Below are 23152 nucleotides of genomic sequence, written 5' to 3' on the forward strand. Positions count from 1 at the left end.
CGAACGGAGTTCAGCCGGCCGTGGCGTCCAGCGCCACGGCCGGCGCGTTGACGGGGCGGGCCGTGCCCGAGGGGTCGAGGACGAACAGCGCGAGCTCCAGGAGCCCGGCGCGGGCGAGGGCGTCGTCGGTGTAGCCGGCGAGGGAGAAGCACAGGCCCCGCGCGGACTCCGCCATGGCCGTCAGCCACAGGCACTCCACGTCCCGCACCGGGACCGGGACCGTCGTCGGGTCCACCCGGACCACGATCCCCGGCGCGGCCGGCCCGGTCCCGGACGGCGGCCGCCGGCCGGCGCGGCGCACGTCCCGGTGGCCGAGGCCGCGCAGGTACAGGACGGTGGCGGTGACCGCGTCGCGGGCCGTGCGGACCGGGACGGCCCGGTGGGCCGGGACCCGTGAGCCGGGCGGCCGCCCGGCGCGGCCCGCGGCCGTCCGGTCCAGCGGTACGCACAGCACCGTCCCGCACGGACAGCCCAGTTCCGGGCGCGGCCACCGGCCCTCGGTCCCGCAGGCCGTGCAGCGCACGCCGATCCACTCCTCGTCCCAGACCCGGTGGGTGACCACCGTCGGGCTCCCGCGGGGATCCAGCACCGGGGCGACGGGCGTGCCGCACGCGCACGGATAGGACGGTGCCGTGTAGCGGTGCCGGCGCCCGCAGGCGGCGCAGCACACCGAGATGGTCCCGGACATGACCCCCATCGTCCTCCGGACACCCCCGTCCTGTCCGCGTCTTGGCGATCCCGGTCTCTTGACGGCCCCCTGCCGCCCCCTTAGATTACTTCCAGATCGTAGAAATCATATTTCGCTATACGGAAAAGCTACGGAACGACTCACCGCGGGGCGCGACGGGAGTGCGAATCCGGCAGCCGGAGCAGGAGTACTCGATGGCTCGTATGACCGCTGCCCGAGCGGCAGTTGAGATCCTCAAGCGCGAGGGCGTCACCGACGCGTTCGGTGTGCCGGGCGCGGCGATCAACCCCTTCTACGCGGCGCTCAAGGCATCCGGCGGCGTCAACCACACCCTCGCCCGGCACGTCGAGGGCGCCTCGCACATGGCCGAGGGCTACACCCGCACCCACGCCGGCAACATCGGCGTCTGCATCGGCACCTCCGGGCCGGCCGGCACCGACATGATCACCGGCCTGTACTCGGCGATCGGCGACTCGATCCCGATCCTGTGCATCACCGGCCAGGCGCCGACCGCGGTGATCCACAAGGAGGACTTCCAGGCCGTCGACATCGCCTCCATCGCCAAGCCGGTGACCAAGATGGCGGTCACCGTCCTGGAGGCCGCGCAGGTCCCCGGCGTCTTCCAGCAGGCGTTCCACCTCATGCGCTCCGGCCGTCCCGGCCCGGTCCTGATCGACCTGCCGATCGACGTCCAGCTGACGGAGATCGAGTTCGACCCCGAGACCTACGAGCCGCTCCCGGTCTACAAGCCGGCCGCGTCCCGCGCCCAGATCGAGAAGGCGATCGGCATGCTCAACGCCGCCGAGCGCCCGCTGATCGTGGCCGGCGGCGGTGTCATCAACGCCGACGCCGCCGACCTCCTCGTGGAGTTCGCCGAGCTGACCGGCACCCCGGTCGTGCCGACCCTGATGGGCTGGGGCCTGCTGCCCGACGACCACGAGCTGAACGCGGGCATGGTCGGCCTGCAGACCTCGCACCGCTACGGCAACGCGACCTTCCTGGAGTCGGACTTCGTCCTCGGCATCGGCAACCGCTGGGCCAACCGCCACACCGGCAAGCTGGACGTCTACACGGCCGGGCGGAAGTTCGTCCACGTCGACGTCGAGCCCACCCAGATCGGCAAGATCTTCGCCCCGGACTACGGCATCGCCTCCGACGCCAAGGCCGCGCTGGAGCTGTTCGTCGAGGTCGCCAAGGAGCTGAAGGCGGCCGGGAAGCTGCCCGACCGCTCCGCGTGGGCCGCCTCCGCGCAGGAGCGCAAGGCGAGCCTCCAGCGCCGTACGCACTTCGACGACATCCCGATCAAGCCGCAGCGCGTCTACGAGGAGATGAACAAGGCCTTCGGCCCGGAGACCCGGTACGTCTCCACCATCGGCCTCTCCCAGATCGCCGGCGCCCAGATGCTGCACGTCTACCGGCCGCGGCACTGGATCAACTGCGGTCAGGCCGGCCCCCTCGGCTGGACCGTTCCGGCCGCGCTCGGCGTCGCCAAGGCCGACCCCGAGGCCCAGGTCGTGGCGCTCTCCGGCGACTACGACTTCCAGTTCATGATCGAGGAACTGGCCGTCGGCGCGCAGCACAAGATCCCCTACGTCCACGTCCTGGTGAACAACTCCTACCTCGGCCTGATCCGCCAGGCGCAGCGGGCGTTCGACATCGACTTCCAGGTCAAGCTGGAGTTCGAGAACATCAACTCGCCCGAGCTCGGCGTCTACGGCGTCGACCACGTCAAGGTCGCCGAGGGCCTGGGCTGCAAGGCGATCCGGGTGACCGACCCGAACGAGCTGGGCGCCGCCCTGGAGCAGGCCAAGAAGCTCGCCGCCGAGCACCAGGTGCCGGTGATCGTCGAGGCGATCCTGGAGCGCGTCACCAACATCTCCATGTCGGGCACCAACGACATCAGCAACGTCGTGGAGTTCGAGGAGCTGGCGACCGAGCCGGGGCACGCCCCGACGGCGATCCGGACGCTGAAGGTCTGACCCGTACGACCTGCACGGCCGTCGGCCGAGGGCGGTCCGTCATCCCGACGGACCGCCCTCGCGCGTGTCCGGGGCCGTTCAGTCCCCGCCGCCCCCCGAGCCGCAGCCGCCCGCAGGGTCCACGTGGTCCGCGGACCGGTCGTCCGGGACCGAGTCCTCGTACTCGTCGCGCCACCGGAGGAACCGGCCCCGGCCGAGCGGGAAGCGCACCCCCTCGGCCGGGGCGCCCGGGTCCGTCAGCCCGGCCCGCAGCGCGAAGCGCGGCAGGAGCAGGCGCAGGGCGGCATCGCCGTGCAGGGCGACCGCGAGCAGCGTGTCCTGGTCCGACAGCCCGTGCCTGGCCGCCGGCAGCGGGTACCGCTCCCGCCAGAACGCCACGCGGCGGCGGGCGCCGCGGGTCGGTCCCAGCCGGGGGTAGCGCAGCAGCCCGTCCTCCGCGAGCGGGATGCGCGCCAGGGCCAGCGCCAGGCGCACGTCCGGATGCCGGACCAGCTCGCGAACGGTGAGCGGCTCGCACAGACAGTCCAGGACGGTCCCCTCGAACGGGCCCAGCCCCTCCGGCTCCGGCCCCGTCGCGCACAGCGTCCTGCGCGGGCCGGTCTCGACGGCGCCCCGCAGGTGCAGGGCGACCACCGCCACCGTGACGGCGGCTCGCGGCCCGCCGCCGAGCAGCGCGATCTCGTGCGGCTCCCACCCGATGTCCGTGCCCCTGTCCATCGGCTCACCCCCCGTGTGCCCGGGGATGTGCCCGGCGCGGGGGGTGGTTCAAGCGTGCGGCCGCGTTCTCGGAGGAAGACTTGAGGGAAACCTCCCCGCCTTCAGCTCCCGTGGGGCTCGTGATGCTCGTGCAGTCCCGGCCAGTCGTCGGGGCCGCCGCCCTGCCACTCGACGAGGTCGCTGGTCGCGACGTCGGTCACGTACAGGTCGGCCAGCCGCAGGATCTCGGCGACGTCGTCGAGGTGCGAGGCGACCCCGAGCGTCTCCTCGCCCGAGGTGACCCGGCGGGAGCCGTCCAGGGCCGCGGGGCGGACCACGACGGGGGGATGCTCCGGTGGATGTGCCATGACTCCAGCCTGCTGCGCCCGGGGGACACCCGCACCCCGGGGCCGTGGCGGAGGCACGCGAACGCACCGGACGCGCGGAAGCACCGGACACGGAAAGGCGCCGGATGCGGGACCGTCCGCATCCGGCGCCTCTCGGCCCGGTGAGGGTTTTCTGGGTGGGGAGGGTTTTTCCGGGTGGTTCCCGTCCGACGGCGCGAGGCTGGGCGCGACAGGTCGTTCGCGCCGCCGGACGGAGTCTGTGGTGCCTGGCGGCCCTTCGGGCCGCCGGAGGCGAGTGGCTGGGACCGCGGCGGCTCACGACGGGTCCGGGTGACTCCTCCCCTCAGGTCGTAGGAGAAGTCCCGGGCCCTTCACCACCGCACTGGCTCGCAGGCCGCCGCGGTCCTCGCCCTGCCCGCGCCGGCACCGGGCGGCCACCCCTCATCCGGGCCGTTCCGATGCCTGCGCGGGCCGCCCACACGGTCTTGACCTCCCCGTCAAGTCCCGTGGGCGAGCTGGTGGGTCAGTCCTCGCGCAGGGCGCGGACCGCCTCCTCCACGCGCTTGCCGTACTCCGTGTCGGCGGCGTGGAAGTGCGCGAGGTTCTTCTCGACCACGTCATTGCGGGAGACCTGGGACAGGCCGCCGGCGATGTTCGCGATCAGGCGCTTCTTCTCGTCCTCGGACATCAGGCGGTACAGCTCACCGGCTTGGAAGAAGTCGTCGTCCTTGGTGTGCAGCGGCGCCTCGTGGGTGCCGGTGTGGCCGGAGACCGCGAGCGGCGCGGCCAGCGGGCGGCCGGTCTCGACCGGGCCGTCGTACGAGTTCGGCTCGTAGTTCTTGGCGGCGCGGCCCTGGGAGTTGGACGCCATGAAGCCGTCGCGGCCGTAGTTGTTCGCGCCGCCGGGCACGGCCTTCGGGGCGTTCACCGCGAGCTGGGTGTGGTTGACGCCCAGGCGGTAGCGGTGCGCGTCCGCGTAGGCGAACAGGCGGCCCTGGAGCATCTTGTCGGGGGAGGGGCCGATGCCCGGAACGAAGTTGTTCGGGGAGAAAGCGGCCTGCTCGACCTCGGCGAAGACGTTGTCCGGGTTGCGGTCGAGGACCAGCCGGCCCACGCGGCGCAGCGGGTAGTCGCCGTGCGGCCACACCTTGGTCACGTCGAACGGGTTGAAGCGGTAGTTCGCCGCCTCGGCCACCGGCATCAGCTGCACGTGCAGCGTCCAGGACGGGTACACGCCCCGCTCGATGGCCTGCACCAGGTCGGTCTGGTGCGAGGTCGGGTCCTCGCCCGCGAGCTTCGCGGCCTCGTCGGCGGTCAGGCAGCGGATGCCCTGGTCCGTCTTGAAGTGGTACTTGACGAAGAAGGACTCGCCCTTGGCGTTCGTCCACTGGTAGGTGTGCGAGCCGAAGCCGTCCATGTGGCGGTAGGACGCCGGGATGCCGCGGTCGCCCATCAGCCAGGTCACCTGGTGCGTGGCCTCGGGGGAGTGCGCCCAGAAGTCCCAGACGTTGTCCGGCTCCTGCCGGCCCGAGAAGGGGTCGCGCTTCTGCGAGTGGATGAAGTCGGGGAACTTGATCGGGTCCTTGATGAAGAACACCGGGGTGTTGTTGCCGACGAGGTCGTAGTTGCCCTCCTCGGTGTAGAACTTCACCGCGAAGCCGCGCGGGTCGCGGACCGCGTCCGCGCCGCCGAGCGAGTCGGCCACGGTGGAGAAGCGCAGGAAGACCTCGGTGCGCTTGCCGACGGTGCTCAGGAAGTCGGCGTGCGTGTAGTCGGTGACGTCGTCGGTCACCTCGAAGTGGCCGTAGGCGCCGGAGCCGCGGGCGTGCACGACGCGCTCCGGGATGCGCTCGCGGTTGAAGCGGGCGAGCTTCTCCAGCAGGTGCTGGTCCTGGATCAGGAGCGGGCCGCCGATGCCGGCGGAGGCGGAGTTCTGATTGTCGGCGACCGGGGCGCCGGACTCTGTCGTGAGCACGCGCTGCGACATCGGGGACCTTCCGTGCGAGGGGTCAGCGGAAAACTGTTTCCGCTTCGTGGAGCCTAGATTTGGGGTGCTGAGCACGTCAACACTTTGTTGAAGAGGGGTTTCCGGGCGGCGCCGCCGCTCGGGCGCGACAGGACAGGTGTCAGCGGCGGCGCCGCCCGGAGGTCTCGGGAGGGTGCGTCAGACCTGGGCGCCGGAGAGGCGCTCCACGGCCCGCAGCAGGGCCGAGTGGTCCAGGCCGCCGTCGCCCTGGGCGCGCAGCGAGGCGACCAGCTGGGCGACCACGGCGCCCACCGGCAGCGCGGCGCCGACGTTGCGGGCGGCGTCGGTGACGATGCCCATGTCCTTGTGGTGCAGGTCGATGCGGAAGCCCGGCTTGAAGTCGCGGGCCAGGAAGTTGTCCTTCTTCCGGGTCAGCACGGTCGAGCCGGCCAGACCGCCGTTGAGGACGTCGAGGGCGGCCTTCAGGTCCACGCCCGACTTCTCCAGGAAGACCACGGCCTCGGCGCACGCCTGGATGTTCACGGCGACGATGAGCTGGTTGGCGGCCTTCACGGTCTGGCCCGAGCCGTGCGGACCGCACAGCACGATGGTCTTGCCGAGGGCCTCCAGGATCGGCTTGGCCTCGTCGAAGTCGGCCTGCTCGCCGCCGACCATGATGGACAGGACGGCCTCGATCGCACCGGCCTCGCCACCGGAGACGGGGGCGTCCAGGACGCGGATGCCCTTGTCCTTGCCGGCCTTCGCGAGGTCCACGGAGGTCTGCGGGGTGATCGAGGACATGTCGATCAGCAGCGCGCCGGACCTCGCGTTCTCCAGGATGCCGTCGGGGCCGTAGGCGATGGCCTCGACCTGCGGCGACGCGGGCACCATGGTGATGACGACGTCGGCGTCGCGCACGGCCTCGGCGATCGAGCCGGCCGCGGTGCCGCCGGCGGCGGCCAGGCGGTCCAGCTTCTCCTGCTCCAGCGTGAAGCCCGTGACCTGGTAACCCGCCTTGATCAGGTTCTCGGACATGGGGGAGCCCATGATGCCGAGGCCGATCCAGGCGATCGTCGGGCGGGCGGGGCGGGAGGAGTCGGCGGGGTTGCTCATGATGGGTGCCTCTCGAAAAGAATCAGGGGGTGTCAGCGGGCGGCGCGGGCTTCGCGGGGCAGCCAGTCGAAGGCCTCCGCGCTCGGACGGTCGCCGGGCTTGTACTCCAGGCCGACCCAGCCCTCGTAACCGGCCTTCGCCAGCCGGTCGAGCAGCTCCTCCAGGGGGAGCGAGCCCGTGCCCGGGGCGCCGCGGCCGGGGTTGTCGGCGATCTGCACGTGGCCGGTCTTCGCGGCGTACGCGTCGATCACCTGCGGGAGGTCCTCGCCGTTCATGGACAGGTGGTAGAGGTCCATGAGGAACCTGGCGTTGCCGAGTCCCGTGGCCTCGTTGACCTTGTCGACGACCTCGATCGCGGCCGGCGCCGACACCAGCGGGTACAGCGGCGACTCGGGCTCGTTGAGCGCCTCGATCAGCAGGACCGCGCCGATCCGGTCGGCCGCGCGGGCGGCGAGGACCAGGTTCTCCAGCGCGAGCCTGTCCTGCTCGGCCGGGTCCACACCCTCGACGCGGTTGCCGTACAGGGCGTTGAGCGCCGTGCAGCCCAGCGACTTCGCGAAGTCGGCCGCCACGTCGATGTTGGCGCGGAAGCGGTCCGACTCCTCACCGGGGACCGACAGGGCGCCGCGGTCGGGGCCCGGCAGCTGCCCGGCGTAGAAGTTCAGCCCGGTGAGCTGGACGCCCGCGTCCTCGATCGCCTTCTTCAGGGCGTCGAGCTCGGACCGCTCGGGGGTGGGGGAGTCGATCCAGGGCCACCACAGCTCGACCGCGGTGAAGCCGGCCGCGGCGGCGGCCGCGGGGCGCTCCAGGAGCGGGAGTTCCGTGAAGAGGATCGACAGGTTGACGTTGAAGCGCTGGTCTGCGAATCCCATCGGGTGCCGCGCTCCCTTCCGTTGCGAGGGTCTTTCCGTATTACGGAAGTTCGTTTCTGCTTAACGGAAGATTGCCGAAGCCGGGCGGAGGTTGTCAAGAGGGGGCGGCGGAAAACGGTCACCGCGGGTTAAGTTGACCGGGTGCGATTGAGAGTGGAGTTCACGACCGAGCCCTTCGATCTCGACGAGGCGCCCGCCCACGCGGTCGTCGCCCGGGAGGTCGTCGAGGCCGCGGAGCTGGACGAGGTCGACGTCGGCCCCTTCGGCAACACCGCCGAGGGCGGCGCCGACGCGGTCCTCACCGCCGTGGACGCGCTGCTGCGCCGCTCCCTGGCGGCCGGCGCCACCCGGATCTCGCTCCAGGTCAACGTCGTCGAGGAGGGCGAGCGGTGACCGGCCCCGGCGAGGAGCCCTTCATCGCGGCCGTGAAGCCCCTGGTCGACGCCATCGGCGGCGAGATGCTCCCGCCGGACGAGGCGGGAGGGGACGACGTCGTGCTCACCTGGGAGGGCGCCGACGTCGTCGCCGTGCGCCTGCCCCAGCTCGCCGACTCCCTGGACCACATCCTCGCCGCCATGGAGCGCCGGCAGGGCAGGCCGCTGTCCGAACTGGACCGCAGGGCCAAGCAGGAGGTCGTGCGTACCCTGGAGGCACGCGGCGCCTTCTCCGTGCGGCACGGCGTCGAGACCGTCGCGAGCGCGCTGGGCGTCAGCCGCTTCACCGTCTACAACTACCTCAACCGCGAGAAGGACTCCTGACCTGGGCGGGAGCCCCGCGCGACGAGCCGCCGTCCGGTAACCGGGCGGCGGCTTTTGTTACCCCGAATTTTCAACAAAGTGTTGACGCGTTGTTTCCAAGGGCGTTAGCTATCGGCACGCCCGTTCAGCACAAGGCCACGGAGGCTCCCGTGACGTCCACTTCCGCGTCGGGCCTGGCCCGTTTCAACGCTCTCGAGGAGACCGCGGCGCTCGCGGAACTCCACGAGGCGTGTGCCTCCACGGCGTGGGCCCGGCAACTGATCACCGCCCGTCCCTTCACCACCCCCGAGGACCTCTACGCCGCGTCCGACGCCGCCATGGCCGGGCTGACCGCGGCGGACCTCGGGGAGGCGATGGCCGGGCACCCGCCGATCGGCCGCCCCAAGCCCGGCGATCCCACCTCCTCCCGCGAGCAGGCGGGGATGGCCGGCGCCTCCGCCGAACTCAAGGCGGAGATGCTCGAACTGAACCTGGCCTACCAGGAGAAGTTCGGCCACGTGTTCCTCATCTGCGCCACCGGCCGGACCGGCGAGCAGATGCGGGACGCGGTCAAGGAGCGGATCGGCAACTCGCCCGAACAGGAACGGGAGATCGTCCGCACCGAACTGGGGAAGATCAACCGTATCCGGCTGGCCCGGCTGCTCGACGCCGCCTGACCCGCCGCAAGCCGACCGACGTCGCTGCACACCGCAAGAGGACATCGCATGAGCACCGATACCACCGCTTCCGTGTCCACGCACATCCTGGACACCAGCGTCGGCCGCCCCGCCGAGGGCGTCGCCGTCCACCTCTCCGCCCGCGGCGGATCCGAGGCGGACTGGCAGGCGCTCGGCGGCTCCGCGACCGACGCGGACGGGCGGTGCAAGGACCTGCCGGCACTGCCGGAGGGCACCACACACGTACGGCTCGACTTCGACACCGAGACGTACTTCGCCAAGAAACAAGCCGCGGCCCAGCAGGACGCCCCCGCGCTCCGGGACAGCGAGAACGGCCGGCCCGTGTTCTTCCCCGAGGTCACCATCACCTTCGCGGTGGTGCCCGGCGAGCACTACCACGTTCCGCTGCTGCTCAACCCGTTCGGCTACTCCGTTTACCGAGGGAGCTGACCGACACATGACCCGTTTCGTCCTGGGACAGAACCAGTACGGCAAGGCAGAGAACCGCGTTGTCAAGATCACGCGTGACGGCGACACGCACCACATCAAGGACCTGAACGTCTCCGTCGCCCTCTCCGGCGACATGGAGGAGGTCCACCGCAGCGGTTCGAACGCGAACGTCCTGCCCACCGACACCACCAAGAACACGGTGTACGCCTTCGCCAAGGAGCACGGGATCGAGAGCGCCGAGGACTTCGGCGTCAAGCTCGCCCGCCACTTCGTGGACAACACCGAGTCCATCACCCGGGCCCGCATCCGCGTCGAGGAGTACGGCTGGGAGCGGATCGAGACCTCGAAGGGCGGCGCCCGCTTCGTCGGCTCCGACGAGATCGCCCACTCCTTCGTCCGCAAGGGCCAGGAGACCCGCGTCGCGCAGATCACCTACGACGGCCACGGCATCCAGGTGCTCTCCGGGTTCAAGGACCTGACCGTCCTGAACACGACCAACTCCGAGTTCTGGGGCTACCTGAAGGACAAGTACACCACCCTCAAGGAGGACTACGACCGTATCCTCGCCACCACCGTCTCCACCTGGTGGCGGCACAACTGGGACGGCATCGACTCGCACGCTCCCGACTGGGAGCGCTCGTACAACGGGGTGCGCAAGCACGCGCTCCAGGCGTTCGCCGAGACCTACTCGTACTCGCTCCAGCAGACCCTCTTCGAGATGGGTGTGCGGGTGCTGAACTCCCGCGACGAGGTCGACGAGATCCGCTTCTCGATGCCGAACAAGCACCACTTCCGCTCGGACCTGTCGCCCTTCGGGATCGACAACGAGGCCAAGGACGGCGCCGTCTACTACGCCGCCGACCGCCCCTACGGCCTGATCGAGGCCACCATCCTGCGCGACGGCGCCGAGCAACTCATCCCGGTCGACATGACCAACCTCTGACGCGGGAAGCGCGCCCCCGGCCGGGCATCCGGACCCGGGGGCGCGCCACACCGGAGGGAACAACATGGCACTGCCTGCGAAAGGGCCGGTCACGGGCCCGAGTTCCACCCCGCCGGAGCACATCGAGGACGCCGTCACGTCCGTGCACCCGGTGGACGAGAAGCTCCACCCCTCGCGGCTCGTCCCCGCCGCGCTTCAGCACATCGCCGCCATGTACGCGGGCGTTGTCACTCCTCCGCTCATCATCGGCCAGGCCTGCGGACTCGACCTCGAGGCACGCACCCGGCTGATCGCCGCCTCGCTGCTCATCGCCGGCGTGGCGACGCTGCTGCAGACCCTCGGCGTCAAGGGCTTGGTCGGCAACCGGCTGCCCTTCGTCAACGCCGCCTCGTCGGCCGGCATCGCCCCGATCCTCGCCATCGCCGAGACCAACGACAAGAGTGACCAACTCCCCGCCATCTACGGCGCGGTGATGGTCGCGGGCGTCTTCTGCCTCGCCGTCGGCCCCTTCTTCGGGCGGCTGCTCAGGTTCTTCCCGCCCCTGGTCACCGGTGTGGTCATCACCCTGATCGGCGTCACGCTGATGCCGGTCCCGGTCGGCTGGGCCCAGGGCGGCGACAAGGACGCCGCCGACTTCGGCGCCATGCACAACCTCGCGCTCGCCGCCTTCACCCTCGGCGTCATCCTCGTGATGCAGCGCTTCGGCAAGGGCTTCTTCAAGCAAGTCGCTCTGCTCTTCGGCCTGTTGATCGGCACCCTGGCCGCCATCCCCTTCGGCATGGCCGACTTCAGCGCCCTGAGGACCGCACCGGTCGCCGCGCTGCCGACGCCCTTCGCCTTCGGCGCCCCCGAGTTCCAGCCCGCGGCCATCCTGTCGCTGTGCATCGTGATGCTGGTCCTGATGACCGAGTCCAGCGCCGGCATGCTCGCCCTCGGCGAGATCTGCGACCGCCGCGCCGACGCCAAGATCATCACCCGCGGCCTGCGCACCGACGGCCTCGCCACCCTGCTCGGCCCCGTCTTCGGCGGCTTCCCCACCTCCGCCTTCGCCCAGAACGTCGGCGTCGTCTCCCTGACCCGGGTCCGCAGCCGCTACGTCGTCGCCGTCGCCGGCGCCACCCTGCTGGTCCTGGGCGCCTTCCCGGTCCTCGGCGCGGTCGTCTCCCTGGTCCCCATGCCGGTCCTCGGCGGCGCGGGCATCGTCCTCTTCGGCTCCATCGCCGTCAGCGGCATCCGCACGCTGTCCGAGGCCGGACTGGACGACAGCTCCAACATCATCCTGGTCGCCGTGGCGCTCGGCGCGGGCATCATCCCGCTGGCCGCCCCGACCTTCTACGCCGACTTCCCGGCCTGGGCGCAGACCGTGCTCGGCTCCGGCATCAGCGCCGGCGCGCTCGTCGCGGTCGTCCTCAACCTGTTCTTCCACCACCTCGGCACCCGGAGCGGCAGTACGGTTCCGGCACTCAAATCCTCCTAGGGTCCTGCCGTGCCCCCCTCGTGGGTACCCACCCCGCCCACGGGCCGCACCGAAAGACAAGGAAGAAGCATGGCAGCAGCATCGCCGGCCGAGCGCACGGTCATCGAGAACTGCGCGGTCGCCACCGTGGACGCGCACGACACCGAGTACGCCCGCGGCCACGTGGTGATCGCCGGCAACCGGATCGAGTCCGTCGGCGCGGGACGGGCACCCGAGGGCCTGGAGAACGTGGTCCACCGGATCGACGCGACCGGTCACCTGGTCACGCCCGGTCTGATCAACACCCACCACCACTTCTACCAGTGGATCACCCGGGGCCTGGCCACCGACCACAACCTGTTCGACTGGCTGGTCGCGCTGTACCCGACCTGGGCGCGCATCGACGAGCCGATGGTGTACGCGGCGGCCCAGGGCTCGCTCGCGATGATGGCCCGCGGCGGCGTCACCACCGCCACGGACCACCACTACGTCTTCCCGCGGGGCTCCGGCGACCTGTCCGGCGCGATCATCCGCGCCGCCCGCGAGACGGGCGTCCGCTTCACCCTCGCCCGCGGCTCCATGGACCGCGGCGAGTCGGACGGCGGGCTGCCGCCGGACTTCGCGGTGGAGAGCCTGGACGACGCGCTCGCCGCCACCGAGGCCACCGTCGAGGAGCACCACGACGCCTCCTTCGACGCGATGACCCAGGTCGCCGTCGCGCCCTGCTCGCCCTTCTCCGTCTCCACCGAACTGATGCGGCAGGGCGCCGAGCTGGCCCGCCGGCTCGGCGTGCGGCTGCACACCCACGGTTCGGAGACCGTGGAGGAGGAGAAGTTCTGCCACGAGCTGTTCGGCATGGGCCCGACCGACTACTTCGAGTCGACGGGCTGGCTCGGCGAGGACGTGTGGATGGCGCACTGCGTCCACATGAACGACTCCGACATCGCCGCCTTCGCCCGCACGGGAACCGGCGTCGCCCACTGCCCGTCCTCCAACGCGCGCCTCGCCGCCGGCATCGCCCGCGTCCCCGACATGCTCGCCGCCGGCGTTCCCGTCGGCCTCGGCGTCGACGGCACCGCCTCCAACGAGTCGGGCGAACTCCACACCGAGCTGCGCAACGCCCTGCTCGTCAACCGCCTCGGCGCCCACCGCGAGGGCGCGCTGAACGCCCGCAAGGCGCTGCGCCTGGGCACCTACGGCGGCGCCCAGGTCCTGGGCCGCGCCGCCGAGACCGGCTCCCTGGAGGCGGGCAAGCTCGCCGACCTGGTGCTGTGGCGGATGGACACCCTGGCCCACTCCTCGATCGCCGACCCGGTGACCGCCCTGGTCCTCGGCGCCGCCGCCCCGGTCACGGCGTCGTTCGTGAACGGCCGCCGGATCGTCGAGGACGGCAGGCTGCTCACCGTCGACGAGGACGCCGTCGCCCGCTCCACGCGGGACGAGGCGCGCCGACTGGCCAGGATCGCCGCACAGGGCTGAACGCCGTACGGCCGAACACCACATGATCTCCGGCGGGAGGGACGGCTCCCGCCGGTAGCCGTGGACCCGAGCGGGGTCCACGGTGGCCGTCTCCGGGGTGCGCGCACCCGCGCGCACCCCGGAACGGTGCCGTTCTCCCCGAACGGGCCGTCCCGGTCCCGCACGACCACCCGCACCACCTCCCTGACACCCACGTCAGAGTCGACGTGTACCCGACCGGAGGAACGCCGCCGTGGCCGACCACCCTGTTGACGAGAAACTCCCGCCGCTCAAGATGGCGACGACCGGCCTGCAGCACGTGGCCGCCATGTACGCCGGGGTCGTCGCCCCGCCCCTGATCGTCGGCGCGGCCATCGGCCTGAGCGCCACCGAGCTCACCTTCCTCACCGGCGCCTGCCTGTTCACCGCGGGCCTCGCCACCTTCCTCCAGACCCTCGGGATCTGGAAGATCGGAGCCCGCCTCCCCTTCGTCAACGGCGTCACCTTCGCCGGTGTCGCCCCCATGACCGCCGTCGTCGCCTCCACCGAGGACAAGTCCGACGCCCTGCCGATCATCTTCGGCGCGGTCATCGTCGCCGGCCTGCTCGGCTTCCTGGCCGCACCCGTCTTCTGCAAGGCGATCCGCTTCTTCCCGCCGGTCGTCACCGGCACCGTGATCACCCTCATCGGCATTTCCCTGCTCCCGGTCGCCTTCGGCTGGGCACAGGGCCCCAGTCCCACGGCCGACGACTACGGCTCGTCGACCAACCTGGGCCTGGCGGCGATCACGCTCGTCATCGTCCTGCTCCTGCGCCGCTTCACCCGGGGCTTCGTGAAGCAGATCGCGGTGCTGCTCGGCCTGGTCGCGGGCACGCTCATCGCCATCCCGTTCGGCGTCACGGACTTCGGGCCGGTCGCCGACGCGGACGTCGTCGGCTTCCCGACGCCGTTCCACTTCGGCGCCCCGCAGTTCCAGGTCGCCGCGATCCTGTCCATGTGCGTGGTGATGGTGGTCTCGATGACCGAGTCCACCGCCGACATGCTCGCCCTCGGTGAGATCGTCGAGCGTCCGGCGGACGAGAAGACCATCGCGGCCGGCCTGCGCGCCGACACCCTCGGCTCGGCACTCAGCCCGGTCTTCAACGGCTTCATGTGCAGCGCCTTCGCGCAGAACATCGGCCTCGTCGCGATGACGAAGATCCGCAGCCGCTTCGTGGTGGCCGCGGGCGGCGGCTTCCTGGTCCTGATGGGCCTGTGCCCGATGGCCGCCTCGCTGATCGCCGTCGTCCCCCGCCCGGTGCTCGGCGGCGCCGGCGTCGTGCTGTTCGGCTCGGTCGCGGCCAGCGGCATCCAGACCCTGGTCCGGGCGAGCCTGGACAAGGACAACAACGTCCTGATCGTGGCGGTCTCCCTGGCCGTCGGCATCATCCCGATCGCGGCGCCGGAGTTCTACCACTCCTTCCCGGAGAACGCGAAGATCATCCTGGACTCGGGCATCTCGACGGGCTGTATGGCCGCCGTCCTGCTCAACCTGGTCTTCAACCACATCGGCGGCAAGGGCCGGGACGCGGAGGACGTGACCCACCCGATGGAGGCGGGGGAGGAGATCAGCGAAACGTCCCGCACCGCCGTCGCGCAGTGACGACGGGGCCCGGGACGCCCGGGGCATTACAGCGGGCCGGCGCCCGGAGAAGGGCGCCGGCCCGCACACCTTCGTGCCGGGCGGGGGCGTCGGCTACGGCCCGAACAGCTCCGGCTCCGCCGCCAGTTCCTCGAACCGCTGCCGCGGATCGGCCACCAGCCTGCGCTCGCGCAGGTCCATGAGCCCGCCGACCGCATCGATCTCCGCCGCCACGGTGCCGTCGGCCTTGCGGACGGTCTGCCGGATCCGGAACGTCTTCCCCTCGCCCCACTCGAAGGCGCACGTCACCTCGACCTCGTCACCGGCGAGCAGCTCCCGCCGGAAGCGGATGGTCGTCTCCAGCGCCACCGGCCCGATCCCCCGGGCCACCAGATCGGTCTGCCGCACACCGGCCGCCCGGAGCAGCGACCAACGGGCGTGCTCGGCGTAGTTGAGGTACACGGCCTGGTTCAGATGCCCCTGCGTGTCCGTCTCGTACCCGCGGACGGTCACCGGAACGGAAAACGGCTCGCTCACCACCACTGCCTCTCCTCGTGGACGTACCGACCGACCGATCCTGACACGGGCGAGCGTCACACCTTGCGCGGGGAGGCCAGCAGATAACGGGCCCGGGTGCGCGGCTCGGTGTGCTCCCCGACCTGCCAGCCCGCCGCCTCCAGCGTCGCCGCGCAGGCTCCCAGCGCCGTGCCGTCGGCCGCGTGCACGGCGACCGCCTCCGGCTGCGGCGTCGCGCGCACCCGGTACCCGTCGTCGCCGGCCGGGCCCGCGGGGCGGTGCCCGGCGGCCTCGAGCGCGAGCGCGGCGGCCCGCACGAGATGCGCCCGCTCCCATCCGCACGGCCGGTCCACGGCACCGTCCGGACGGGTCATCCGGCGCAGTTCCAGCAGTCCCTCCCAGGCCCCGCGCACCTCCCGCAGCCGCGCCGGCCCGGCCTCGTCCGGCACGCTCTCCTCACCACCGACCCGCGCGGCGAACACGCCGTCGGCGGTGGCGGAAGCGGCGGGCCCCGCGGCCCGGGCCGCCTCCGGCGCCGTCCCGGACTCGTCGGGGGTCTCCCGTGTCCGGTGCCCGGCCGGTGTCAGGAAGCAGTCGTGCGGAGGCCGCGGATGCCGGAAGGCCAGCCCCCGCTTCACCAGCGCCGCGAGCTGCGCCTCCGTCCCCCGCAACCGTCCGGTGACGGGATCGGCGGCGTCGACGACACGCCGCTGCGCGGCGGTGAGCGGCCGTACCACGGCGTCCCCCTTCCTCACCGGTCCCTCGCCGGTCGACACCGTCGAAGACTACGACGGGGGTCTGACATTCCACGCGGCGATCACCGGCCGCCCGTGCTCGGTGCCCAGCCGGCACAGCGTCCCCGTCCCCAGCTGGAACAGCGCTCCGTGGGACGGCGGAAGCCCCAGGTGCCGTGCGGTGAGCACCCGCAGGAAGTGCCCGTGCGCCACCAGCACCACGCACCCCTCGGTGTCGGCGAACGCGGCCTCCACCGTGGCCAGCACCCGGTCGGCCCGCTCGCCGACCTGCTCCGGCGTCTCCCCGGGACGCCCGGGCGGCCCGGGCGCGACCCCGTCCGTGAACAGGAACCAGTCGGGCCGGGTCCGCTGGATCTCGACCGTCGTGACGCCCTCGTACCCGCCGTAGTCCCACTCGTGCAGGTCGGCGTCGACGCGGGGCGCGTGCAGCCCGATCAGCTCGGCCGTCTCCCGCGCCCGCTGGGACGGGCTGACGAACGAGGCCCCGATCCGGTGCGACCGGATCAACGGCACCAGGCGCCGGGCCTGCTCCCGCCCGTTCTCGGTCAACGGGACGTCCGTCAGCCCGGTGTGCCGTCCGGACCGCGACCACTCGGTCTCACCGTGCCGGACCAGAAAAAGATCACCCATACCCCCAGGCTACGGGCCGTTCCCCGGAGTCCGCCGCGCGGTGACCGCCGCGGACGCGGGCTACGCCCGGCCGGCGACGCGGGAGACGGCGAACACGCCCCGGACGCGGGTGCCGTCCTGGGCCTGCCAGGAGCCGGTGACGCGGCCGGCGGTCCCCGGCCGCGCGGGGGAGGGGCCGTCCGGGGCGGGCCGCAGGACCCGGTGCAGGCGCAGGGCCGCTCCGTGCGGTGCGGTCAGCTCGGTGCCGTCCCGGTCCTCCGCGACGGTGAAGTGCGCGAAGTCGCCCAGGAGGGGGTCCTCGCCGCCGTGGGAGACGGCGACGTCCCGGTCGGGCGTGTCGCTGACGTCCTGGGACTGGGCCTGGGCCCGCCCCTCGGCGAGGGCCGCGAACCGCTCGACCAGCACGGGGTCGTGGCAGCCGTCGTAGACCCAGCGCTTCCCCAGCACGCCGTGCTCCGTGGTGCCGACGAGCGCGTCCTCCGCCCCGTCGAGCGGGGCGCTCCGATAGGTGAGCGGCACCAGGTAGGCGGCCGGGCGGGACCCGGAGGCGTCGGTGACCACGATGAACTCGATCCCCACCTCGCCCTGCGGATCGTCCAGCCGGAAGCCGCCGGCCCTGGCCAAGGAGGGTTCCGCCGCCCCGCCGCGGTACCACGGCCGGGAAGGCAGCCAGGAGGCGAGCAGTTCCAGCTTGGTCGGCCGGAGCGTGGTGCGGTGGATGACGGACACGTCGAAGGTCCTTCCGTCGGAGTCGGTGCGATCACTTTCACCTTCGCACCCGGGCGGTGCCGGAGGAGGACTTTCCCGCCATGCCGCCGGACTTCGCGCACCGGCCGGCGGGCCGGGTCGCGGCGGGGCGGCCACCGGGCACGCCCGAACGGCTCACCGGCACGGCCGTCACGCGCGCGCCGCGGCCCGCAGGACCGACCCGGCCAGACGGCCGTTCTCCGGGGACGCGCCCTGACCCGACGGGAACGCGAAGCGGCGGCGCGTGTAGGCGTACGCCACCCCGCTCGCCGGGTCCGCGAAGGCGAGCGATCCGGTGGCCCCGCTGTGCCCGAAGGAGTTCTCGCCGAGGAACGGGTACTGCTCGGCGAGGTACTCGAAGCCGAGGCCGAAGTGGTTCTCCTGGCCGGTCACCAGGTCCGTGCCGGGCGTGCGCAGCCCGGCGAACTCGGCGACCGTCGCGGAGGTGAGCAGCGGTCCCCCGCCGTCGACCGCGCCGATCGCGGCCGCGTACATGCCGGCCACGCCCCGCGCGCTGCCCACACCGCCGGAGGAGGTGGGGCCGAGCGCCCGCACCGTGCGGGTGTTGGCGAAGTCGACCAGATCGGTGGTCTGCGGGGCGTGGACGTTGAAGGCGACGCCCCGGAGGCTGTCGGGCGCCGCCGCCCGGGCCGCCAGCGCCTCCGTCTCCTCCGGGGTGGGCACCAACGGCAGCACCTCCCGCCACCGCGGCTCCAGTTCCTCCGGGAAGCCCACGTAGAAGTCCAGACCGTACGGTGCGCGCACCCGCTCCTCGTACAGCTCGGCGATGGTCCGCCCGGTCGCCCGCCGCACCACCTCCCCGGTGAGCGCGCCGATGACGAACGCGTGGTAGCCGTACCCCGTCCCCGGCTCCCACCACGGCTTCTGCCCCGCCAGCCGCGCGGCCATCGCCCGGTCGTCGGCCAGCTCCGCGGCGGTGAACCCGCCGTCCGCGCCGATGAGTCCCGCCCGGTGCGTGATCAGCTCGCGCAGCGTCACCCGCCCCTTGCCCTCGACCGCGAACTCGGGCCAGTAGTGCGCCACTTCGCGGTCGAGGTCGAGCGCCCCCTCCTGCACCAGCAACGCCACGACCAGGTGCGCGGCCCCCTTGGTGATGGAGAACAGGCTGGTCACCGTGTCCCCGTCGACCCCTTCCCCGGCCCACAGGTCCACCACCCGCCGTCCGCGCCGGTACACGGCCAACTGCGCCCCGGGATCGTCCCGTTCACCCTCGAGGAACGCGGCGAACTCCTCCCGGACGCCTTCGAACCCGTCGGCCACCGTTCCGTGCACCTGCTGCGTCATGCCCTGCCCCCAAGTCGGCGATCCGGTACGGGGATCACCAACCCGCGGGGGCCGCCGGACATTCCCCCGGGACCTCGAGGCGCGCCTACTGGCGGTATCCGCTCAGGAACCGGCCGATCCGGCCGATCGCCGCCTCCAGGTCGTCCGCGTGGGGGAGGGTGAGGATGCGGAAGTGGTCGGGGGAGGGCCAGTTGAAGCCGGTGCCCTGGACCACCTGGATCTTCTCGCGCAGCAGCAGGTCCAGGACGAACTTCTCGTCGTCGTGGACCGGGTGCACCTTCGGGTCGATGCGCGGGAAGGCGTACAGCGCGCCCTTGGGCTTGACGCAGGAGACGCCGGGGATCTCGTTGAGCTTCTCCCAGGCCACGTCGCGCTGTTCGCGCAGCCGTCCGCCCGGGGCGGTCAGCTCGCGGATGGACTGGCGGCCGCCGAGCGCGGCCTGGATGGCGTACTGGGCGGGCGCGTTGGCGCACAGACGCATGGAGGCCAGCATGGTCAGGCCCTCCAGGTAGTCCTTCGCGTGCTGCCTGGGGCCCGTGACGACCAGCCAGCCGGAGCGGAAGCCCGCCACCCGGTACGTCTTGGACAGGCCGCAGAAGGTGAGGACCACCAGGTCGGGGGCGAGGGCGGCGGCCGAGTGGTGGACGGCGTCGTCGTAGAGGATCTGGTCGTAGATCTCGTCGGCGAAGACCATCAGTCCGTGGCGGCGGGCGAGGTCGAGGATGCCCTCGACGATCTCCTTCGGGTAGACGGCGCCGGTCGGGTTGTTCGGGTTGATGACGACGACCGCCTTGGTGCGGTCGGTGATCTTCGACTCCATGTCGGCCAGGTCGGGGTACCACTCGGCCTGCTCGTCGCACAGGTAGTGGACCGCCTTGCCGCCGGCGAGGGTCGTCACCGCCGTCCACAGGGGGAAGTCGGGGGCGGGGATCAGGACCTCGTCGCCGTCCTCCAGCAGGGCCTGTACGGCCATGGAGACCAGTTCGGAGACGCCGTTGCCGAGGAACACGTCGTCCACGCCGACCTCCAGGCCGAGGGCCTGGTAGCGCTGGGCGACGGCGCGGCGGGCGGAGAGGACGCCGCGCGAGTCGGTGTAGCCGTGCGCCCGCGGCAGCATCCGGATCATGTCCTGGAGGATCTCCTCCGGCGCCTCGAAACCGAAGAGGGCCGGGTTGCCGGTGTTCAGGCGCAGCACGCTGTGCCCCGCCGCCTCCAGCGCGTCGGCGTGCTCGATCACCGGGCCGCGGATCTCGTAACAGACCTCGCTGAGCTTGTTCGACTGCCGGAACTCCATGCGCGGCTTCCCCTCCGGTATCTGGTGTTGCTTGGTTTTACCAAGTGGGAGCTTGGAAAGTCCAACAACATGTCTACACTGCGTCGCATGTCACCTCGCCGAAGCTACGACCAGTACTGTTCCGCCGCCCGCGCGCTCGACACCGTCGGCGACCGCTGGACCCTGCTGATCGTCCGCGAGCTCCTCGCCGGACCGCGGCGCTACACCGACCTGCACGCCGACCTGCCCGGCGTCAGCACGGACGTACTGGCCTCGCGGCTGAAGGACATGGAGCGCGAGGGGCTCACGACCCGGCGCCGGCTGCCGCCGCCCGGCGCGGCGTACGTCTACGAACTCACGCCCCGGGGGCGCGCGTTGCTGCCCGTCCTGGAGGCGCTCGGGGCGTGGGGCGCCGGTGAGCTGGGGGAGCGCCGGCCCACGGACGCGGTGCGGGCCCACTGGTTCGCGCTGCCCCTGCTGCGGGCCCTGCGGGCGGCGGGAGCGGCGGAGGGGACCGTCGAGGTCCGGCTGGAGGAAGGCGACTTCCACCTGTACGCCGGCGCGGACGAGGGCCCGGTGTACGGTGACGGGCCCGCGCCCGGGGAGCCCGACGCCCGGCTGGTGCTGGACGCCGGCACGTGCGCGGCCCTCAGCCGCGGGGAGCTGGACCTGCGGGACGCGGTGCGGGACGGGCGCGTCGGGGTGACCGGCGACGGCGCGGCGGCCAAGGCGCTCGGCGGGGCCGCTTGAAACGGCAGGAGGCCCGTCCCCCGGGGGGGACGGGCCTCCTGACCGGTGCTCAGGCGCCCGGCGGCACCCGCGACGGGCGTCCGGAACCCCGCGTCAGCGCGTACCCGCCGATGCCCGCCAGCGCCGCCAGCACGGCACCGATGCCGGTCCACACCCACCGGTCGGACCACCAGCCCGACGCCCAGCCGTCCTCGGGCTCGATCGCGGACAGCACGGCGCCCCGCCCGGAGTCCTCGTCCCGCCCGGACGTCATCGCGGTGCCCGGCACCAGCGGCTCGGCCAGCGAGCCGTCGACGGCGGCCGCTCCGCCCATGTCCCTGGAGTCGACCCGGATCTCGGCGCCGACCGGTATGCCGAGGTCGGGCGTCGGCAGGTCCACCGCCGTCAGCCGGACGTAGTAGGTGCCCGGCAGCGGGTCGTTCGCCCACGGCTCGGACCAGGCGCGGACCGTGCGCAGCACGCACGCCAGCTCCACGGAGGGCGCGCCCTCGGCCGCCGTGCGGGTCTGCGCGCCCCACTGGCAGGCCTGGCGGCGGCGCAGGCCGTCGTACACGTCGATCCGCCAGGTCTCGGCGGCGTGCGTCCCGGGCAGCTTCACCGTGGCCCGCACGGTCGGCCGCTGCTGCGCGTCCGCCGGGAACGACCAGTACAGGTAGTCGCCCGCGGAGGCGTTCGCCGTGGCCCGCTGCCCCTGCTCGATCTCCGTCGCCGTACGGAAGGACGTGCCCGCCGCGGTCGGCGCGCCGCCCTTCTCCGACGGGCTCGCGGAGGGCGAGGAGTCGGCCGCCGCGGGTGCCGCGGCGAGGCCGGCCAGCAGCACGGCGGCACTCAACGCTCGGGTGATACGCATCAGTTGGTCCTCCAGACCGCGAACCGCCAGCGCGACAGCCAGCCCCACAGCAGACCGGCGAGGAAACCGACGAGCACCAGCACGCCCAGCAGCCACCAGCCGCGCCCGAGGCCGAACGCGGCCACGTCGTCGGCCTGGCTCGGACCGTCCACGACGTCGACCGTCAGCTCCAGCGGCAGACCGGGGGTGGTCTTCACGCCGGACGCGACGGAGAAGGAGTTGGTGACCTGGAGGCAGACGGTCTCCGCGGCCGGCTTGTCCGCGTCCGCGTCGTCGCTCTCCGGCTTCGGGTAGCGCAGACCGGTCGAGATCACGTCCGTACGGCCGTTGTCCGCGGCCTCGCCGCGCACGATCTCCCGGCCGTGCACCGTGACCGCCCGCAGCAGCACGCCGTAGGACGGGTTCACGGCCCGGTCGGCGGACACGCTCACGGAGGCGCGCAGCTCCTCGCCGGGCAGCACGTCCACCCGGTACCAGCGCTGCTTGCCGAACTCCTCGCGGTCGGTGTACAGCCCCGACTTCAGCGTCGGCGCCTTCGCGCACGCGTCCGCGCCCCCGACGGCGACCGGCGTCACCACCGGGTCGGCCGCGCGGTCGACCAACTGGTTCACCTTGTCGGTGAGTTCGTCGGTGTGCTCCACGGAGGTGTAGGTGCCGCCGGTGGCCTCGGCGATGCAGCTGAGCTGCTGCCGCATCTTGGTGTTGGGGACCAGGCCGAGGGTGTCGATGGTCAGCCCGATGCCCTTGGCGGCGATCTCCCGGGCCACCTCGCACGGGTCGAGCGGGGCGCAGGTGTCCTCGCCGTCGCTGATCAGCACGATCCGCTTGGAACCGTTCCCGCCGTCGAGGTCGTCGGCCGCCTCGAGCAGTGCGGGTCCGATCGGCGTCCAGCCGGTGGGCGACAGGGTCGCCACCGCCGTCTTGGCCTCGGTGCGGTCCAGCGGGCCCACCGGGTAGAGCTGCGCGGTGTCCTTGCAGCCCGTCCTGCGGTCGTCGCCGGGGTAGTCGGCGCCGAGGGTCCGGATGCCCAGCCGCACCTCCTCGGGCGTCGCGTCGAGCACCTCGTTGAACGCCTGCTTCGCCGCGGCCATCCGCGTGCCGCCGTCGATGTCCCGGGTGCGCATCGAACCGCTGACGTCGAGCACGAGGTCGACCTTCGGCGCGTCCTCGCCCGTGGGTTCACCGGCGGCAGCACCGGCCGGCAGGGCGATCCCGGCCGTCAGCGCGGCGAGCAGGGCGCACACGCCCGCCGCCAGCCGTTTTCTTGTGATCATCGGCGGATCCTATTGACCGGGACTGCCGTGATCCAAAACGAGACCCCCG

24 protein-coding genes are annotated in these 23152 nt (G+C 72.3%); 10 read left to right on the forward strand and 14 right to left on the reverse strand.

Annotated elements, in window-relative coordinates; genetic code table 11:
- Nucleotides 1-10: 10 nt before the first annotated feature.
- A complete protein-coding gene (locus ACZ4V6_RS21020; protein ID WP_467829474.1) occupies nt 11-697 on the reverse strand; it encodes a hypothetical protein in 687 nt (228 codons plus the stop codon).
- A 185-nt stretch (nt 698-882) separates the two neighbouring features.
- Here ACZ4V6_RS21020 and gcl point away from each other — a divergent pair, with 185 nt between their 5' ends.
- A complete protein-coding gene (gene gcl / locus ACZ4V6_RS21025; protein WP_467829476.1) occupies nt 883-2667 on the forward strand; it encodes a glyoxylate carboligase in 1785 nt (594 codons plus the stop codon).
- Between the two features lie 78 nt (nt 2668-2745).
- Here gcl and ACZ4V6_RS21030 read toward each other — a convergent pair whose 3' ends face one another.
- The 5 genes from ACZ4V6_RS21030 to ACZ4V6_RS21050 form a co-directional block, all read right to left on the reverse strand.
- Nucleotides 2746-3384 (reverse strand): TIGR04222 domain-containing membrane protein, encoded by a 639-nt coding sequence (locus ACZ4V6_RS21030; RefSeq protein ID WP_467829478.1) that lies wholly within the window; start codon nt 3382-3384, stop codon nt 2746-2748.
- Nucleotides 3385-3485: 101 nt separating this feature from the next.
- Entirely contained in the window at nt 3486-3731 is a 246-nt protein-coding gene (locus ACZ4V6_RS21035; protein WP_107481879.1) for a hypothetical protein, read from the reverse strand.
- A 502-nt stretch (nt 3732-4233) separates the two neighbouring features.
- Complete coding sequence (locus ACZ4V6_RS21040) at nt 4234-5697, reverse strand: catalase (protein ID WP_467829480.1); 1464 nt, start codon at nt 5695-5697, stop codon at nt 4234-4236.
- A gap of 177 nt (nt 5698-5874) precedes the next feature.
- A complete protein-coding gene (locus ACZ4V6_RS21045; protein ID WP_467829482.1) occupies nt 5875-6789 on the reverse strand; it encodes a 2-hydroxy-3-oxopropionate reductase in 915 nt (304 codons plus the stop codon).
- A 32-nt stretch (nt 6790-6821) separates the two neighbouring features.
- Nucleotides 6822-7661 (reverse strand): TIM barrel protein, encoded by an 840-nt coding sequence (locus ACZ4V6_RS21050; protein ID WP_467829484.1) that lies wholly within the window; start codon nt 7659-7661, stop codon nt 6822-6824.
- 141 nt (nt 7662-7802) lie between these two features.
- Between ACZ4V6_RS21050 and ACZ4V6_RS21055 the strand changes: the two genes are divergently transcribed.
- The 8 genes from ACZ4V6_RS21055 (at nt 7803) to ACZ4V6_RS21090 (ending at nt 15024) form a co-directional block, all read left to right on the forward strand.
- Nucleotides 7803-8054, forward strand: coding sequence for a YkoF family thiamine-binding protein (locus ACZ4V6_RS21055; RefSeq protein ID WP_467829486.1), 252 nt, complete (start codon nt 7803-7805; stop codon nt 8052-8054).
- Nucleotides 8051-8419 (forward strand): helix-turn-helix domain-containing protein, encoded by a 369-nt coding sequence (locus ACZ4V6_RS21060; protein ID WP_467829489.1) that lies wholly within the window; start codon nt 8051-8053, stop codon nt 8417-8419. Before ACZ4V6_RS21055 ends, ACZ4V6_RS21060 begins: the two co-directional genes overlap by 4 nt.
- Before the next feature lie 149 nt (nt 8420-8568).
- Nucleotides 8569-9075: a 2-oxo-4-hydroxy-4-carboxy-5-ureidoimidazoline decarboxylase gene (uraD, locus tag ACZ4V6_RS21065; protein WP_467829492.1), complete on the forward strand. Its 507-nt coding sequence runs from the start codon at nt 8569-8571 to the stop codon at nt 9073-9075.
- 48 nt (nt 9076-9123) lie between these two features.
- The gene (gene uraH, locus ACZ4V6_RS21070) at nt 9124-9525 is read left to right on the forward strand and encodes a hydroxyisourate hydrolase (RefSeq protein ID WP_467829495.1); all 402 of its coding nucleotides are present in this window, start codon (nt 9124-9126) and stop codon (nt 9523-9525) included.
- A 7-nt stretch (nt 9526-9532) separates the two neighbouring features.
- Nucleotides 9533-10468, forward strand: a complete 936-nt coding sequence (pucL, locus tag ACZ4V6_RS21075) for a factor-independent urate hydroxylase (protein ID WP_467829498.1) — start codon at nt 9533-9535, stop codon at nt 10466-10468.
- 64 nt (nt 10469-10532) lie between these two features.
- Nucleotides 10533-11945: a nucleobase:cation symporter-2 family protein gene (locus ACZ4V6_RS21080; RefSeq protein WP_467829501.1), complete on the forward strand. Its 1413-nt coding sequence runs from the start codon at nt 10533-10535 to the stop codon at nt 11943-11945.
- A gap of 69 nt (nt 11946-12014) precedes the next feature.
- The gene (locus ACZ4V6_RS21085; protein WP_467829504.1) at nt 12015-13403 is read left to right on the forward strand and encodes an 8-oxoguanine deaminase; all 1389 of its coding nucleotides are present in this window, start codon (nt 12015-12017) and stop codon (nt 13401-13403) included.
- Between the two features lie 232 nt (nt 13404-13635).
- A complete protein-coding gene (locus tag ACZ4V6_RS21090) occupies nt 13636-15024 on the forward strand; it encodes a nucleobase:cation symporter-2 family protein (RefSeq protein ID WP_467829507.1) in 1389 nt (462 codons plus the stop codon).
- A gap of 93 nt (nt 15025-15117) precedes the next feature.
- Here ACZ4V6_RS21090 and ACZ4V6_RS21095 read toward each other — a convergent pair whose 3' ends face one another.
- The 6 genes from ACZ4V6_RS21095 to ACZ4V6_RS21120 all read right to left on the reverse strand — a co-directional run bounded on the left by ACZ4V6_RS21095 (nt 15118) and on the right by ACZ4V6_RS21120 (nt 20250).
- On the reverse strand, nt 15118-15540 hold the full coding sequence (locus ACZ4V6_RS21095; RefSeq protein WP_467829508.1) for an acyl-CoA thioesterase: 423 nt from the start codon (nt 15538-15540) through the stop codon (nt 15118-15120).
- A gap of 56 nt (nt 15541-15596) precedes the next feature.
- Nucleotides 15597-16256 (reverse strand): hypothetical protein, encoded by a 660-nt coding sequence (locus tag ACZ4V6_RS21100; protein WP_467829660.1) that lies wholly within the window; start codon nt 16254-16256, stop codon nt 15597-15599.
- Nucleotides 16257-16304: 48 nt separating this feature from the next.
- Nucleotides 16305-16904 carry a histidine phosphatase family protein gene (locus ACZ4V6_RS21105; RefSeq protein WP_467829511.1) on the reverse strand — a complete coding sequence of 200 codons (600 nt, stop codon included), beginning with the start codon at nt 16902-16904 and terminating at the stop codon, nt 16305-16307.
- A 60-nt stretch (nt 16905-16964) separates the two neighbouring features.
- On the reverse strand, nt 16965-17633 hold the full coding sequence (locus tag ACZ4V6_RS21110; protein ID WP_467829513.1) for a maltokinase N-terminal cap-like domain-containing protein: 669 nt from the start codon (nt 17631-17633) through the stop codon (nt 16965-16967).
- A 168-nt stretch (nt 17634-17801) separates the two neighbouring features.
- The gene (locus tag ACZ4V6_RS21115; protein ID WP_467829515.1) at nt 17802-18956 is read right to left on the reverse strand and encodes a serine hydrolase domain-containing protein; all 1155 of its coding nucleotides are present in this window, start codon (nt 18954-18956) and stop codon (nt 17802-17804) included.
- An 85-nt stretch (nt 18957-19041) separates the two neighbouring features.
- Nucleotides 19042-20250, reverse strand: a complete 1209-nt coding sequence (locus tag ACZ4V6_RS21120; protein WP_467829517.1) for a pyridoxal phosphate-dependent aminotransferase — start codon at nt 20248-20250, stop codon at nt 19042-19044.
- A gap of 87 nt (nt 20251-20337) precedes the next feature.
- Here ACZ4V6_RS21120 and ACZ4V6_RS21125 point away from each other — a divergent pair, with 87 nt between their 5' ends.
- Complete coding sequence (locus tag ACZ4V6_RS21125) at nt 20338-20979, forward strand: winged helix-turn-helix transcriptional regulator (RefSeq protein ID WP_467829519.1); 642 nt, start codon at nt 20338-20340, stop codon at nt 20977-20979.
- Nucleotides 20980-21028: 49 nt separating this feature from the next.
- Here the strand turns inward: ACZ4V6_RS21125 and ACZ4V6_RS21130 are convergent, their stop codons facing one another.
- Both ACZ4V6_RS21130 and ACZ4V6_RS21135 read right to left on the reverse strand, forming a co-directional pair.
- Complete coding sequence (locus ACZ4V6_RS21130) at nt 21029-21829, reverse strand: hypothetical protein (RefSeq protein ID WP_467829521.1); 801 nt, start codon at nt 21827-21829, stop codon at nt 21029-21031.
- Complete coding sequence (locus ACZ4V6_RS21135) at nt 21829-23103, reverse strand: vWA domain-containing protein (RefSeq protein WP_467829524.1); 1275 nt, start codon at nt 23101-23103, stop codon at nt 21829-21831. Before ACZ4V6_RS21135 ends, ACZ4V6_RS21130 begins: the two co-directional genes overlap by 1 nt.
- Between the last annotated feature and the right edge of the window lie 49 nt (nt 23104-23152).

The organism is Streptomyces sp. NPDC029152 (genome assembly GCF_055564355.1).

Coding starts and splice junctions, on each gene's coding strand:
- ACZ4V6_RS21050 (WP_467829484.1), bottom strand. CDS start 7,661: ATGGGATTCGCAGACCAGCGCTTCAACGTCAACCTGTCGATCCTCTTC.
- uraH (WP_467829495.1), top strand. CDS start 9,124: ATGAGCACCGATACCACCGCTTCCGTGTCCACGCACATCCTGGACACC.
- ACZ4V6_RS21040 (WP_467829480.1), bottom strand. CDS start 5,697: ATGTCGCAGCGCGTGCTCACGACAGAGTCCGGCGCCCCGGTCGCCGAC.
- ACZ4V6_RS21120 (WP_467829517.1), bottom strand. CDS start 20,250: ATGGAGTTCCGGCAGTCGAACAAGCTCAGCGAGGTCTGTTACGAGATC.
- ACZ4V6_RS21125 (WP_467829519.1), top strand. CDS start 20,338: ATGTCACCTCGCCGAAGCTACGACCAGTACTGTTCCGCCGCCCGCGCG.
- gcl (WP_467829476.1), top strand. CDS start 883: ATGGCTCGTATGACCGCTGCCCGAGCGGCAGTTGAGATCCTCAAGCGC.
- ACZ4V6_RS21130 (WP_467829521.1), bottom strand. CDS start 21,829: ATGCGTATCACCCGAGCGTTGAGTGCCGCCGTGCTGCTGGCCGGCCTC.
- ACZ4V6_RS21115 (WP_467829515.1), bottom strand. CDS start 18,956: ATGACGCAGCAGGTGCACGGAACGGTGGCCGACGGGTTCGAAGGCGTC.
- ACZ4V6_RS21035 (WP_107481879.1), bottom strand. CDS start 3,731: ATGGCACATCCACCGGAGCATCCCCCCGTCGTGGTCCGCCCCGCGGCC.
- ACZ4V6_RS21085 (WP_467829504.1), top strand. CDS start 12,015: ATGGCAGCAGCATCGCCGGCCGAGCGCACGGTCATCGAGAACTGCGCG.
- pucL (WP_467829498.1), top strand. CDS start 9,533: ATGACCCGTTTCGTCCTGGGACAGAACCAGTACGGCAAGGCAGAGAAC.
- ACZ4V6_RS21135 (WP_467829524.1), bottom strand. CDS start 23,103: ATGATCACAAGAAAACGGCTGGCGGCGGGCGTGTGCGCCCTGCTCGCC.
- ACZ4V6_RS21080 (WP_467829501.1), top strand. CDS start 10,533: ATGGCACTGCCTGCGAAAGGGCCGGTCACGGGCCCGAGTTCCACCCCG.
- ACZ4V6_RS21105 (WP_467829511.1), bottom strand. CDS start 16,904: ATGGGTGATCTTTTTCTGGTCCGGCACGGTGAGACCGAGTGGTCGCGG.
- ACZ4V6_RS21030 (WP_467829478.1), bottom strand. CDS start 3,384: ATGGACAGGGGCACGGACATCGGGTGGGAGCCGCACGAGATCGCGCTG.
- ACZ4V6_RS21045 (WP_467829482.1), bottom strand. CDS start 6,789: ATGAGCAACCCCGCCGACTCCTCCCGCCCCGCCCGCCCGACGATCGCC.
- ACZ4V6_RS21020 (WP_467829474.1), bottom strand. CDS start 697: ATGGGGGTCATGTCCGGGACCATCTCGGTGTGCTGCGCCGCCTGCGGG.